This window comes from Shewanella xiamenensis (assembly GCF_014647135.1).
Taxonomy (GTDB): domain Bacteria; phylum Pseudomonadota; class Gammaproteobacteria; order Enterobacterales; family Shewanellaceae; genus Shewanella; species Shewanella xiamenensis.
The window spans coordinates 97,633-110,759 of the sequence record NZ_BMOP01000010.1; the positions used below are offsets into that span (position 1 = coordinate 97,633).

General features: G+C 44.6%; 14 protein-coding genes. 7 read left to right on the forward strand and 7 right to left on the reverse strand.

Going from position 1 to position 13,127, the window contains the following annotated elements; genetic code table 11:
* Nucleotides 1-299 precede the first annotated feature (299 nt).
* On the forward strand, nucleotides 300-1,298 hold the full coding sequence (locus tag IEY09_RS10930) for a 4'-phosphopantetheinyl transferase family protein (protein ID WP_188871044.1): 999 nt from the start codon (nucleotides 300-302) through the stop codon (nucleotides 1,296-1,298).
* Nucleotides 1,299-1,466: 168 nt separating this feature from the next.
* Nucleotides 1,467-2,009 (forward strand): hypothetical protein, encoded by a 543-nt coding sequence (locus IEY09_RS10935; protein WP_188871045.1) that lies wholly within the window; start codon nucleotides 1,467-1,469, stop codon nucleotides 2,007-2,009.
* A 64-nt stretch (nucleotides 2,010-2,073) separates the two neighbouring features.
* On the opposite strand, the gene IEY09_RS10940 is transcribed toward IEY09_RS10935, so the two are convergent.
* Nucleotides 2,074-4,065 carry an alkyl/aryl-sulfatase gene (locus IEY09_RS10940; RefSeq protein WP_188871075.1) on the reverse strand — a complete coding sequence of 664 codons (1,992 nt, stop codon included), beginning with the start codon at nucleotides 4,063-4,065 and terminating at the stop codon, nucleotides 2,074-2,076.
* A gap of 122 nt (nucleotides 4,066-4,187) precedes the next feature.
* Between IEY09_RS10940 and IEY09_RS10945 the strand changes: the two genes are divergently transcribed.
* Nucleotides 4,188-5,132 (forward strand): LysR family transcriptional regulator, encoded by a 945-nt coding sequence (locus IEY09_RS10945; protein WP_188871047.1) that lies wholly within the window; start codon nucleotides 4,188-4,190, stop codon nucleotides 5,130-5,132.
* A 48-nt stretch (nucleotides 5,133-5,180) separates the two neighbouring features.
* Here the strand turns inward: IEY09_RS10945 and queF are convergent, their stop codons facing one another.
* On the reverse strand, nucleotides 5,181-6,041 hold the full coding sequence (gene queF, locus IEY09_RS10950; RefSeq protein WP_188871049.1) for an NADPH-dependent 7-cyano-7-deazaguanine reductase QueF: 861 nt from the start codon (nucleotides 6,039-6,041) through the stop codon (nucleotides 5,181-5,183).
* 59 nt (nucleotides 6,042-6,100) lie between these two features.
* On the opposite strand from queF, the gene syd reads away from it, so the two are divergent.
* The gene (gene syd / locus IEY09_RS10955) at nucleotides 6,101-6,751 is read left to right on the forward strand and encodes a SecY-interacting protein (RefSeq protein ID WP_037430032.1); all 651 of its coding nucleotides are present in this window, start codon (nucleotides 6,101-6,103) and stop codon (nucleotides 6,749-6,751) included.
* An 85-nt stretch (nucleotides 6,752-6,836) separates the two neighbouring features.
* Here the strand turns inward: syd and IEY09_RS10960 are convergent, their stop codons facing one another.
* Together IEY09_RS10960 and IEY09_RS10965 are read right to left on the reverse strand one after the other, a co-directional pair.
* Nucleotides 6,837-7,610 carry a Zn-ribbon-containing protein gene (locus IEY09_RS10960; protein ID WP_069454603.1) on the reverse strand — a complete coding sequence of 258 codons (774 nt, stop codon included), beginning with the start codon at nucleotides 7,608-7,610 and terminating at the stop codon, nucleotides 6,837-6,839.
* Nucleotides 7,610-7,993 (reverse strand): hypothetical protein, encoded by a 384-nt coding sequence (locus IEY09_RS10965; RefSeq protein WP_188871051.1) that lies wholly within the window; start codon nucleotides 7,991-7,993, stop codon nucleotides 7,610-7,612. Before IEY09_RS10965 ends, IEY09_RS10960 begins: the two co-directional genes overlap by 1 nt.
* Nucleotides 7,994-8,140: 147 nt before the next feature.
* Between IEY09_RS10965 and IEY09_RS10970 the strand changes: the two genes are divergently transcribed.
* Nucleotides 8,141-8,539 carry a DUF3192 domain-containing protein gene (locus IEY09_RS10970; RefSeq protein WP_047534614.1) on the forward strand — a complete coding sequence of 133 codons (399 nt, stop codon included), beginning with the start codon at nucleotides 8,141-8,143 and terminating at the stop codon, nucleotides 8,537-8,539.
* A 39-nt stretch (nucleotides 8,540-8,578) separates the two neighbouring features.
* Here IEY09_RS10970 and IEY09_RS10975 read toward each other — a convergent pair whose 3' ends face one another.
* On the reverse strand, nucleotides 8,579-8,812 hold the full coding sequence (locus IEY09_RS10975) for a DUF2789 domain-containing protein (RefSeq protein ID WP_037416690.1): 234 nt from the start codon (nucleotides 8,810-8,812) through the stop codon (nucleotides 8,579-8,581).
* A gap of 145 nt (nucleotides 8,813-8,957) precedes the next feature.
* Between IEY09_RS10975 and IEY09_RS10980 the strand changes: the two genes are divergently transcribed.
* Nucleotides 8,958-9,596 carry a GNAT family N-acetyltransferase gene (locus IEY09_RS10980; protein ID WP_188871053.1) on the forward strand — a complete coding sequence of 213 codons (639 nt, stop codon included), beginning with the start codon at nucleotides 8,958-8,960 and terminating at the stop codon, nucleotides 9,594-9,596.
* The gene (locus tag IEY09_RS10985; protein WP_037430048.1) at nucleotides 9,589-9,894 is read left to right on the forward strand and encodes an Mpo1-like protein; all 306 of its coding nucleotides are present in this window, start codon (nucleotides 9,589-9,591) and stop codon (nucleotides 9,892-9,894) included. The genes IEY09_RS10980 and IEY09_RS10985 overlap by 8 nt, the downstream gene beginning before the upstream one ends.
* A 1,831-nt stretch (nucleotides 9,895-11,725) precedes the next feature.
* Here the strand turns inward: IEY09_RS10985 and IEY09_RS10990 are convergent.
* A complete protein-coding gene (locus tag IEY09_RS10990) occupies nucleotides 11,726-12,112 on the reverse strand; it encodes a DUF3301 domain-containing protein (RefSeq protein WP_047534621.1) in 387 nt (128 codons plus the stop codon).
* Complete coding sequence (locus IEY09_RS10995) at nucleotides 12,109-13,122, reverse strand: DUF3549 family protein (RefSeq protein WP_037416706.1); 1,014 nt, start codon at nucleotides 13,120-13,122, stop codon at nucleotides 12,109-12,111. Before IEY09_RS10995 ends, IEY09_RS10990 begins: the two co-directional genes overlap by 4 nt.
* Between the last annotated feature and the right edge of the window lie 5 nt (nucleotides 13,123-13,127).

The window sequence follows — 13,127 nt, forward strand, 5'->3', positions numbered from 1 at the left end:
TTTAAACTGAGTCAACACTCATGCTTAAAAGAGGCTTAAAACCCGTGTTTTTGGGTGTTTTACAGTACACAGTGGTGATGCAGATTACCCTAGGTTTTTGCTCGATACAATCATATGGGACTTGAAATGGTTTTTTAATGATCAAATTGTTTTCGAACAAAGCAGCTAAATGCAATTTCATCAAAAATAGTTTTTAAAATTCAGTTGGTTATTGGTAAGGTTCAGATATTGTTCGTCAGCCGAGCAGAACTGAGTAGAATAGGGCTGCCGTTAAACTCAGGTGTTGTTGGGATAAATTAATGAATATTGAGCTTTTTTTTATACCATTAACCGAAATGGATGCGGCTAGCACGAGTGCCTGTATGGCGCTCTTGAGTGAGGACGAGCGCGCTAAAGTGGCGCGTTACCGGGCACCCAAGGCACAAATGAATGGCTTATTGGTGCGAGCGGCGCTGCGCTGCGTCTTATCCCAAGGACTGCAATCTCGCGATGGAGCCTCACCTTACTCCTCCCAACGACTGATTGCGCCGCAGGACTGGTGTTTTGAATACGGTGAAAAGGGCAAACCCGGCCTCAGCCATGAGCAGTTTCTGTGTACTGGCATGGAGTTTAACTTAAGCCACAGTGGCGACTGGTTATTGATTGCCTTAGCGCAAGATGATGATACGGACGCAGCCGTTATAACAGCGAAGCCCCGTCTAGGCTTGGGAGTGGATATCGAGCGCTCCCGCGCCAGTACTCATATTTACCCGATCCTTAATCATTATTTCTCCCCGATTGAAGCCGAAGGCTTATTAGCCCTTGAGGGCGAGGATGCGCAGCGGCAGCGCTTTTTTGATCTTTGGGCACTCAAGGAATCCTACATCAAGGCAACGGGTTTGGGCCTAGCGCAGTCGCTGAAATCCTTTGCCTTTGACTTAGCACCAAACAGTTTGCTGGCGGTTGATGGTGGCGCGCTGCAAACTGTCGACTCCCCGAACTGGGTTGAACTCAAGCTACATGAGAACTTTGCTTTACCGAGCCAAGCTATGCCCTGTTCTTATCTTCAACTCCCATCGCGTATTCCACTTTATTCCAATATTAAGCTGCTGATTGAACCTGAAACTGCACTCAATGCCACAAGCTCCCATGCCCAGCATTGGCGGAGTTATTTTGGCCGACTTGATGAGGAATATCGTTTTGGGCTCAGCTTGGTTGATGGTGACAGCTTAGTGCAGGATAACAGGTTGGCGAAGGTGACTATTTCGATGCAGCTGACCAGTATCACTGCATTACTGGCGGTATGCTCCGCCATCTAGTGCGGCCTTCGCACTAAGGCTTAGATAGCCTTCGTTCTTGAATTACTGCTTTTAATTCAGTTTCTTGTCCCTTCACTGACTTTGTTATTCCTCCGTTCATATTTCATTTTGGATTAAACCTAGCTCGCTATAGTCACGCCAGAGAACTCACTGACAAGGTTGTTAATCATGAAATTCAAATGCCTTTTATCGACCACCACTTTGCTACTGCTCGGTGGCTGTGGCTACTTTGGTGGCGATGAAAAACAGCAATTAGAGCAGGCATGGCTTGCTCAAGATCCCCAACTACAACAAGTGGTTGAGCAAATCCGCAGCCGCGGACTCGATGTGGTCGCCCAAAGTGCGGCTGCGGGCACTGTGTCGGCCTGTGTGACAGAGAAACTGACGCAAGATCCCTTAGGTAAGTTAGTGAATGTCGAAGGCGCCTTAGTGGAGTCGGCCAAGGTGACAGAATTACTCGGCGACCTACAGAAGCTAATGGAACAAGAGGTGAGTTTTGATCAAGTGGCAAGCTTGCTGCAAAAGGGCGCCGATGCCGCGGCCTATGCGAAAAACCTTATTGAGCAGCAAGGATTAGATCAAGCAATGCAAAGCCTTAAACAAATGGCACTGGCGAGTGAGCAATTTGCTCAGCAGGATTTAGGCGCGCATTTTCAGCAGTTATTACTGGAGTGTAAAGCCACTCCTGCTGCAACGACTTCTACAAACTAATCTTGTGTGAATTTCACATCCTCATCCTATAAAAACGCCCTGAATATTCAGGGCGTTGAATTATCTACTTGGTAATCGGTGGTAGTGGGACAATTTCAAAGTTGGCATCGAACTGGACTAAGGTTGACATAATTTTACCGAAAGCGGTTTTATCGCCTTCCAGTTTGGCACTGCCGTTAGCCAGCAAGTCTTTAAGGGTCGTTTTACCGAGTAAAATACCGGTAATATAACGCTTATCAATATAAAGATTGGTATCAGCCTCCATCGGCTTATCAACTTGAATATTGCTTAAATTACCATTGCTTAGCTCTACATAGAGCGTTTCTTTAGTGTCAGGATTAATCACATTAAGCCTTAACAGCCCAAGCTCAGCGGCCTTGATGCTATCGACTTTGACGGCGAGAAAGTCAAACAGGGTTGAGATATCCATTTCACCTAAAATATCAGCTGAGGCTGATTTAGGTGCACCGGGCTGGACTCCTGTGCGTAACTCTTGGGCACCCGTCAGATAAATATTGCGCCAGCCAGCGCCTTCGGCTTGATAACCCAGTTGCTCATAGGTATCGGCAAGTAATTGTCTGGCTTCTGTGTTATTAGGTTCTGCCATCACCACTTTATTGAGTGCTGTGGCTACAAAACGGTATTCGCCTTTGGCATAGTCGGTTTTGGCATGTTTAAGCACGGCGTTAGCGCCGCCCATATACTCTACAAATTTGGCGGATTCATCCTTTGTGGGTAGTGGGTTTAAGTTGGCCGGATTCATATCAAAATAGCCTAAATACATGTTGTACACGGCTTTAGCATTGTGGCTATAGGTGCCGTGATAACCATTGGTATACCAAGTATCACGAACGGCTTTGGGGATTGTGGTTTGAATCGCATCGCCAATATCTTGAATACCCACACCATTATTGGCTAAACGCAGGGTTTGATTATGGACTAGGCCATAGTTATCCCTTTGCATTCTTAAGTAGGCGTTGACATCCGTATTACCAAACACGGGCGCGGAGTGTGCTTCAAACAGTACCTGCGCATCATCACCAAAGCGTGTTAGCAACGCATTGATATCTTTAGACCATTTGATGGCGTCCCGTACTTTTGCCCCACGTAAGGTGTAAATGTTGTGCATGCCATGGTAGGTGAGTTCAGCCGTCCATAGAGCCTTCATTGAGGGAATATAGGTGGCCATTTCCGACGCAGCTTCTGTGCCCGAGGCATCCATAAACACCATTTCGATACCATCGATAGTCAGCGTTTCCCATTTATCTTTGCTGTTAAGGGTGATATCGGGTTTTACATAGGTGACTTCGCCTTTGGATAAGCCTTTGGCAAGTGCGGCATCGACAATGCCTTGTTCGTTTCGCTCTAATGTGGCGCCATATTGATAGGCGGCGCGGCGGCTCATGGCATTTCCTGCGAGGACGTTTTCGTCAACAATTTCTTTGGTGATGTTATGGGAACCATAGACTTTGACGTTTGGAAACATGTCTTTAATGGCGCGGGAACCGCCAAAATGATCTCCATGGCTGTGGGAATAAATCATCGCGACAACAGGTAAATCATTGCCCTCTGGTAAATGTTTAAGCGCAAATTCAAGGGACAACTTTGCCGATTCTTTGGTGAGTAGCACGTCATACAGGATCCAGCCTGTTTTACCGCGGATAAGGGTTAAGTTGGCTAAGTCGGTGCCGCGCACTTGATAGATGCCATCGGTGACCTTGTATAAGCCGTTAGACACCATATTCAGCTGGGCTTGACGATACAGTGACGGGTTAACTGTGTCAGGAGTTTTATCGCCAATAAAGCTGAAATCGGCCCGTAAAATCGCTGCCGTAGGTTCATCGAGTTCGGCGATAAGATTCTTCGAAAACGCTTCAAAGGCTTTTTTATCGGTAAAGTTAAGGGTGGCTGCTGTGGCCTTGTTCACCTCTATGGTTTGTTTGGTAGCAGGCTTGCCTTGATAGTGCAGGCTGATGTGTTCATGCTCGTGTTCAGCGGCGACTGCGCTTAAGGAGAAGCTGGCGAGAATACTGATTGTCATCAAAGATTTTTGCATCATTTTACCTACCGATAAGTGGGATTGTGTCGTTGATGGTTTGAGTATAGCCAGCTTGTATATTTAGATAACTCGAGTTAGCTTTGGTTGTAATATTTATCTTGTGAATGAGTGTTTTCCCTATGCCGCCACAAAAGCCGTTAGATTTAAACTTATTACGTGTGTTTATGGTGGTTTATCGTACACGTTCGTTTACCCAAGCGGCGCAGGAGTTAGATTTAACCCAGTCTTCCGTGAGTAATGCCATTGGCCGATTGAGAGTATGGGTCGGAGAGTCGCTGTTTACTCGGGTTGGGCGTGGAATTGAACCAACCGCAGTAGCTCGAGAGATGTATCGCAAGTTTGAGCAACCCATGGCCGATATCGAAACCGTATTACTTGGGTTTGAGCATTTTGATCCCCGCTCAAGCCAGCGGCGCTTTTATGTATATGCCAATGAGTCGGTTATTGAAACGCTGCAAGCAGGTGTACAAGCTTTATTGTTGGATGCGGATATCGAAGTGATTTTTCGTGAATCGCCGCCACAGGAGGCTGAGTTATATCGCGATATCTTGCTTGAGCGGGTTGCGGTGGCGATCGATATTAAACCTGCGCAGCAAACTTTGCTCTCAAGTAAATTACTCTTTACTGAACGTTTAGTCTGTATTGCCAGTAAGCAGCATCCTCGTATTCATGGAGCCATTACTCATCAACAGTATTTTGAGGAGAAACACGTATTTTTAAATTTGCGGCGTTTTAATTTGACGGCGGGGGATTTGTTTACTGAAGGCGTGTTACCAAGGCGCAGGATGTACAGTGAACAGTCCTCTCTATTAAGTATGTTTGCAACCGTAGGTAAAAGTGAGGCGATAGGTATTGCCCCTTTACGTTATGCCAGTCAATACGCTGAAATGTTTGGCCTACAAATACTACCTATGCCACTAAAAACAAGACCAATTGATTTATATATGGTGTGGAGCAGTAAATATACCCAAAACCCGAGCCATCAATGGTTACGACGTTTATTACTCAGTGCCAGTACCATGACAACAAATGAAAAAGCACTGGTTCAGGCTCGTAGCGAGTGAATCAGCGCTTTTTGCGTGTTTATCTTATTGTTTTAAGACGGAATCTATTTACTGTCTGGCTAACCTGTGGCTTTCACCCGGATGCTCAAAGTCACTGCGGTAGGGGTTAATGTCTAAGCCGCCACGACGGGTGTAGCGGGCGTATACAGTTAACTTAGCACAGTGACAGTAATGTTTTAGGTCGACAAAAATTCGCTCGACACATTGTTCGTGAAACTCATTATGTTGGCGGAACGAAATCAAATAGCGCAGTAATTTTTCGCGATCGATTTTTGGCCCTTGATAACGGATCATCACACTGCCCCAATCGGGTTGAGAGGTAATTAAGCAGTTTGATTTCAATAGATTAGAATTGAGTGTCTCAGCGACAATCTGTTTTTCATCTGTGCTGTTTTCAAGATAATCAGGATTAAAATCATAATCACTGACTTCAATATCCAGATCGTCAATGCAAGTGCCTGGCAGTTCGACGACACGTTGAATTCCAAAACTTTTAGGCTCAATAATCTTAACGTTAACATCGCCTTGGGCACATTCACTTAGATCTTTAACTAAGGTTTTTTGCACCGCATCGATATTGTCGAACTTGGTTTGATTAAAACTGTTTAAATACAGTTTGAAGGATTTTGACTCGATCAGATTTTGGCTTGCATGACTTAGCTGAATGTCGGCGATAGCCACCATAGGTTTACCCTTGGCATTTAGCCAAGACAGCTCATAGGCCGTCCAGATATCGGCTCCGTGGAAAGGTAAACTCTCCGCAGTCAGGTTGATAGCGTTACGGTTAAGTGAGCGAGGAACCCCTTGCAGCAGCGATGCATCATACTCGGCTTGGTAATCAGTAGCTTTACCTAAAGTTAAGCTCGCAAGTTCTTTTGCATCACTATAGGGATCGTGATTCTGTGTCATCAATACTGTTTCCATGTCAAAATAGGCGCACATTATACCCGAAATTGGATTGTGCTTAAGTGTCTTGTCTGCCTGCTCTCGATAAATTTTTGCAAAACTATCATCAGTCTTACCTATCAACTTTAGGCGAATTACCGCGATATTACCCGCGAGGTGAGCCATCTTTGTGCATTCAAGGAGAGTTTGATGAATCATCCGATGAGGCGGTGAGCTGGTTACCTGTTAAACGTGAACAAGTAGGCAGCTTTGCGAATGTTGAGCATGCACTTGAACTTAAATTATGGCCTGATATCAATTACTTCTATGGTGAGTATTTTGCGGCGCCCGTGCTATTTGATTCACCATGGGGCACAGGAGAATTACTACAGGTATGGAACGAGGCGGATTTTGACGCGTTGCAGCAAAATATTATCGGTCACTTAATGATGAAGCAAAAACTTAAGCAACCGCCCACCTGGTTTATTGGTTTGCTTGATGAGGGCGATAAGATGCTAACGGTGGATAATGCCGATGGTAGTGTATGGGTGGAAATCCCCGGCGAGCTTCCCTCTACCCAATTGGCGCCGAGTTTAGCGGCGTTTATTGAGGCGTTATCGCCACGTATCGCGCCGCCCGTGAAACATGAAGAATTGCCTATGCCAGCGCTCGAGCATCCTGGGATTTTTGCCAGCTTTAAACGTATGTGGCACAACCTGATTGGTAAGCGTTAAGCGCGTTGAAATGCAGCAAGGCCTAAACATAGTAAACTCGACATGCATATCTAGCCTGTCGAGTTTACGCTTCAATAAGGCAAGGCTATTGATGGTCCCAAGACAAGTTAGACACTATGCGGCAAGGTTCGCAGCGAAAGTGAAACATATCCAATAATGGCTCATCGAGCTTCCAGGTGTGACTGCCACAACGCGGGCAGGGGCGTGCCAGCTCAGATTGCAGATCCTGCCCCCCGACACGATACAAATAATAGTAAGTGGGAATTTTAGTAAGGTATTCGATTCGACCGCGTAAATCCCAACCTCGTCTAAATAAATCACTGTTTGGGCTCGATAATTCTTCTAGCGCTGCAAACTCTGCCTTAGTGGCGGCCGCCATTTGTAACTCATCACAGGCTTGCCACTCGGTTTGCCAGCGGATAACTCGCTTATGATCGCCATTAAAGGTCGCAGGGATTTGATACAGCGGAATAGGCAATAAGTTATCACCACTACGCAGGGGGGAACACATATGCACATAGCTAGTGTAGAGCAACTGCCAGCTGGGTGGCTCAGTGTTACTGACCTCAGAATTAATATCCTGACCGATAAACTTTTCACGTGGCGCCAGTAGTTTAGCCTCGGTTAATTCCGCCAGCGCTTTTTTCACCCAAGGGCTGTGGTAACGATGGGCCAAACTGTTTTTTTCCGGCGTGAGTAGGCGTACTCGAAATTCGCCCTCATTAAAGGCTACGGCAAATTCGCGGCCGAGGATTTGGCCATTAGCGCGATAGGCTTCGAGTAATTGATTGATGGCACGTTCTGCCGCACTGATGGTGGTATCGGCAAAGCATTCAAAGCGCAATTCGGTGACAAACATTAAGCGGATTTTCCTTGGGATTCGAGTTGACTGACACGTTGTTTCAGCTCGATAAGTTCATTTCTGAGTTGCATGATCTCGTTGTTTTTTAACGCGAGGGCCTGTTCAATGCCTTGTTGCAACTGGGCTAACTGTTGCGCCAATGTGGCGACTGTGAGTGGCGAAGCATCGGTGGTATGTGTTTCTTCAATCACGGGCTGTGATTGGGCCGCTAAACGTTCCCGCTCGGCTTTAGGTATCGATTTAAATTGCTGTAATCCTTGGATTAATATCGGCATAGGGATTTTGTTACCGACACGGCTTTTTATCAGGGCAAGGCTTGGTGTTTTACCGCTGGCTTCGAGTGCGCAGGCTGCTGCTAACACTTGGTCAATGGGACTCATAATAAGTGAAATTCCTTAATGTATATCGTGTTTTTCACTAACTTACTGTGATGTGGTTATTTTAGTTTTTATAAATCAATGTATTGCTGTTTGGCATTGATTTTGCTTTTTAACAATTTTTATAACAAGTACACAGGAAGTCATAATATGAACGCAAATATTAATCGCAAACTCATCGCGGTCACGTTTTTAGGGTTAGCAAGCTTAGGTCTTAGCGGTTGTGTGGTCAATGTCGGCGATGGTGAATCTAAGTGGGATAGCAGCGAATCTTGGGAAAAAACACAGGATAAAAACCGCACTAATCTGACTAAGCTCAGCCTTGGCATGAGCAAAGACCAAGTGATGACGCTAATGGGAGCAGCAGACTTTAGCGAGTCCTATTTACAACAAAGCGCAGGACAAGCAGACAAAGAAGTGTTGGTCCTCTTTTATCGCACTCAGCACTCCCATAGCGATGGTAAAACCACTAAGGATGAATGTACGCCTGTAGTGTTGAGTAACCATGTTTTAGTCGGTTGGGGCGACACTGCGTATCAAAAGATTTAACCCCAACTGCCCCAAAATATACTTGAAAGCCCTAAAAAATTAGGGCTTTCTTAACTGAGCATCAAGCTGCTCAATCAGTTCGGTCCATTGTGCATCAGCCTCTAACGCTTCGGTGAGAAAACTCTTTTGCGCTTGTGTCCAAAAAGGCGCTTCAGTTAAGTGTATTTGTGCTGCCAGCTTGTGAGTCGCAATAAATTGCGCAATAGCATTGGGTTGGCTCTCTAATCCCAGTTGTTCAAATAGATGGCTTAAATCAATTGGCGTAGTATCCATTCGATCTCTCCCTTGGTTAGCTTTTTATCTAGGTTATGCATCTCTTTAGGAAATGCAATCGATGATTAAAATTTGCACTTTTTTGTTTCCTTGATACATTGATAAAGACTCATAAGAGTGTGATCTAAATCAAGGAATTCTAACAATGGACAATAAAACCTTGGATGAGTATCGTGCCGTTTATCTCACCGCAGAAGATTTACGCTTGGCCGCTTCAATTATCTACAATGCGTATCATGATGATCCCTTTTTCATTAATGCGTTATCCACCGCGGATAAATTTGCCTACGAACAAAAATTACGCGCCGCAATTCGCGAAGAACTCAATACTCTATGGCAACAAAAGCAGGCCTTAATCGGACTCTTCGATGGTGCTCATTTAGTGGGGGTTGCTTGCGTTGTCACCCAAGAAGTGCCACTCGGAGAAGGTCGCTATTGGCACTGGCGGCTCAAAATGTTGCTGGGTACGGGGTGGCAATCGACCCAAGCTATGATGAAAAAGGAATCGATTATTTTGGAACTGTTACCCAGCCAGCGTTGTGGGATTTTGCAATTTATTGCCTTAGCGCCAAACGAGCAAGGTAAAGGGCTGGGCCATCAACTTGTTCAAGCGGTAGTGAGTTGGTGCGATGAGCAGCCAAATCTTGAAGGTATTGGGGTATTCACCTCGCAGGAAGCTCATATGCATTTATTTAAACAACATGATTTTGTTTTCTTGGGTGAATTGACTATTGGTAGTGTGGTTGGGCAATTACTTTTTTATACAGGCCAACAAGATGAATGAACGTTATCGCTCTTTCGCTGAGTTTTATCCTTTCTATCTCTCCCAGCATCAAGACAGTCGTTGTCGGCGGCTACATTTTATTGGAAGTATTCTGGTATTGTTATTATTAGGGGCTGCATTTATCACTGCCGCATGGTGGTTGTTGATGCTGATCCCGCTAGTGGGATATGGATTTGCTTGGGTTGGTCATTTTGTCTTTGAGCGTAATCGACCTGCGACCTTTCAATATCCTTTGTACAGCTTGATGGGGGATTGGGTGATGTTTGTCCAAATTCTTTTGGGAAAAGTAAAGTATTGAATCTGATATTCCGGTAAGAAGCTGACAAGCGTGTGAGAGATCGCTTACAAAGCCTGTAAGACAATATGTTTTCTTTTTGATTGCTTTATAATCTGTAGTTTTAAAAGTTATTTAATTTCAATTTGTTATAAATTCCATTTTGCTGGTTGAATGAGATTTTCCCGGGTTGTTGTTCTTATGGGGGAACAACAAAGACAGAATTCACGTAGAATTTATTTGTCGCCAAAACACATGGATAGCACGGATTGCAATACGGGCGAAACGGACGCAAGAAGCAACTAATTTAGGTTCTTGGATTTGAACCTCTGGCGGTAGGAAAACTGTCATAAACCAAGGATAGGCTAAGGAAAAGCAGGATAGCTTTGTCAAGGATGATACAGGATATAATACTTGTTAGGACGACAGGTTTCAGGATGATAAAGGACAAGCTTAAGGATTAAGCATGTACTCGGTGCAGGATGTATCGAGTTAAGGGATAAGTATAAGGGTGAACAGCTTGTACTCGTCTATGGAAGGCATTGAGCAGGATGCATTATGGAATGAGTCATAGGATGTGACTGGTGCCGGAATAGGATTTCCGGGTCAAAGGATTGAGTGTTATGGTTAAGCCATAACACAGGGAGGATTAGGGATACAGGGATGCTGTAGGATGCACGTAAACGCATGGATGGTGCAGGGAGCACAAATAAGCAGGATGGCTTACAGAGAATAAATGGGGCGTACACAGTACGCCCTTTTCTTTTTTGTCTTTTGAAGCTGCAGCTTGTATCTAGGCATCTTATAAATATTGAATTGCAAATCCGTCCAATCACCCAGTTCACAGCTCATCAAGATTGTAATATCAACCCGCTTATACATTGATAACAATGCGCAATGATACTTTTGAGTTGCTTGGTTCTAGAGGTTGATACTAACCAAAGTATATGGAACTTGGCGTCGCTTAGAGGCTGTTCATAATTCTGTGTCAAAATGTCCATTTTTATAATTTTAACGGTAGTGGGATAAAAGAGATTGTCGATTATTGCTCCTTTATGCGGCGATTTACGGCTTGGTTGGTTCTGAGTCTTTCTTGGCAAGCAAGCTAAATTAGTTGAGAGGATTAAAATTGCCAGTTTCTTTGTGAGATATGTCTCACAAGCATGTAAGTAATTTGTAAGTTTTTTGACTGATAAAAACCGTCATATTCCATCAAATATAGTTTAATCAGTGTGTTAGGTTTTGCTTTTAATTATGTCGTTATTATTGCGGTTTATCTTTTTATTTTAACTAGCGCAAATTTCATCATGACTATCCTAAGATTCATTTGCAGAGGGAGCGAGAGACAACAGGATGTTAGCGGTCAGGATGGCCGGACAGTGTTTAACGGATTAACACTCACGGAATGGTAAGGAAAGACTTTCAGGATGAAAGCGTTACGAACCACGGAAGGATAGACTATCACGGATAGATAGCCTAGTTGCACAGGATTGCGATGGCACAAGGAGTGCAGCAGAAAGGAAGCAACTTAACCTATTTCATGGATGATGCTGGAACCGCTCAGGAAAGAGCAAGCTTGGTAAAAGGAACGCCAAGAAATAGGGATGTACTTGAGTACAGGGAGATATCAAGGATTGAACAGGGATGATGCAGGATGCAAGTTGACGCATGGATGGTGCAGGGAGCACGAAAATAGCGGGATAGCTTAACAAAGAACAGAAGGGCGTGATCTTAGGATCACGCCCTTTCTTTTTGGTATTCATACAGATGATGCAGATGTTGAGCCGCGCTATGGCTGAGTGTTATCAATATGGCTTGGCGTTATCAATTCAGCTCAAAGGTCAACGGCAGTGACTTAATGACACTTGCCCGAGCTACAACTACTTTGGCTCCCACAGCCACCAAATTTACCTTTCGTCGTCGGTGCTTCTTGCCATTCGGGTTCTGGGAATATAGGCCATTCAATCTTTTGAATTTTTTTACCTAGCATCCATATATGGCCACGATATTGATTTATACCATCTGTGCTGAACTCGAACAGATACTTTGCCTTCCAACAGATCCCGGTAGTGCCGCCAAGGCTAGGACGAGCGGTTTCCATTGCGATCGCCAATAGTTGTACTTTTTGTCTACAGCATTCTTTTTCAGCAAAAATACGGCTTAATTCTGCCATTTGACGAAGTTGCCAAAAGAAAGCGGCAACGACAATCAGCGCAATAATTAACAGAAGATCTGACATCATTTACTTGCAGCCTTAAACAAGCCACCAATGGCTTGTGATAGTTGAACACTACGATTGGGATTTCGTAATTCACGCAGTAAGTGATTGCGTAAATTAGGAATAGCCACAATATCAGCAAAGACCTGATTAAAAAAGGCTTGCGGCTGAAGTGCAAGTGCTTCTAAGTAAATACTGCGACTCAGCTCTTGCTTTAGTATCGACCAATTTCGACCTGCAATACTGATGAGGGCGTTTGCATCAAGCTGGTCTGTATGCTGTAAGTGGGCTAAGGCTTGTTGGCTTAATTCAGACTGTGATGCTAATGCTCGCATGTAATAGGATTGGTACTCATTAGGTGCCTTGATGAACTTACTAAAGATCTTCTCCGCAATAGCCTCAGTCAACTGTAGATGTTCGAGGCACTGGCATAGAGCGATTTGTACTTCAATGGCGGCATGGTCAAAACTGGCAAGGATATGTTGCTCATGATCTAATTCATTGAGACGGACACAAACATCGCTCAAACCTTGCAGGCCAATATGTTGCCATTCACTCGGAGCAATTTGGCCTGATAAGTATTGCATGGCAAATTCATATTGGATTGATGCCTTTAACCCTAATTGCTTACGCACTAAGGCGTTGAATAACGCTAGTTTCTCTTGGCTAGGTTTAAAACTAAATGGATTATTGGCGAGGCGATCCTGCTGTTCATCGGTTAATGGCTGAGTTGGATCTTGTCCCAGTGCCGTGAGTACCATTTCAATAAATTGTGAACGGGGTGCAGGCGAGAGCAGGCCTTGCTCATCTAAAGGAAGCTTGAGGAACCAAATAAAATGCTGCTGGCTTTCATTCCAAAAAACAATGGCAAACTGTGCATGGCCTTGAATAGGGTAGGGATAAGGTGTGGCTAGAGATTCGATTTGATGGAAGGCCAACATATCGATGTGCTGTACCCTTCGACCCAGTTCATAGACTTGGAATTGGGTTTTGGCTGTCGTTAAAAATTGGCTAAGCGTAGTAATTTCAGTCATTTGGC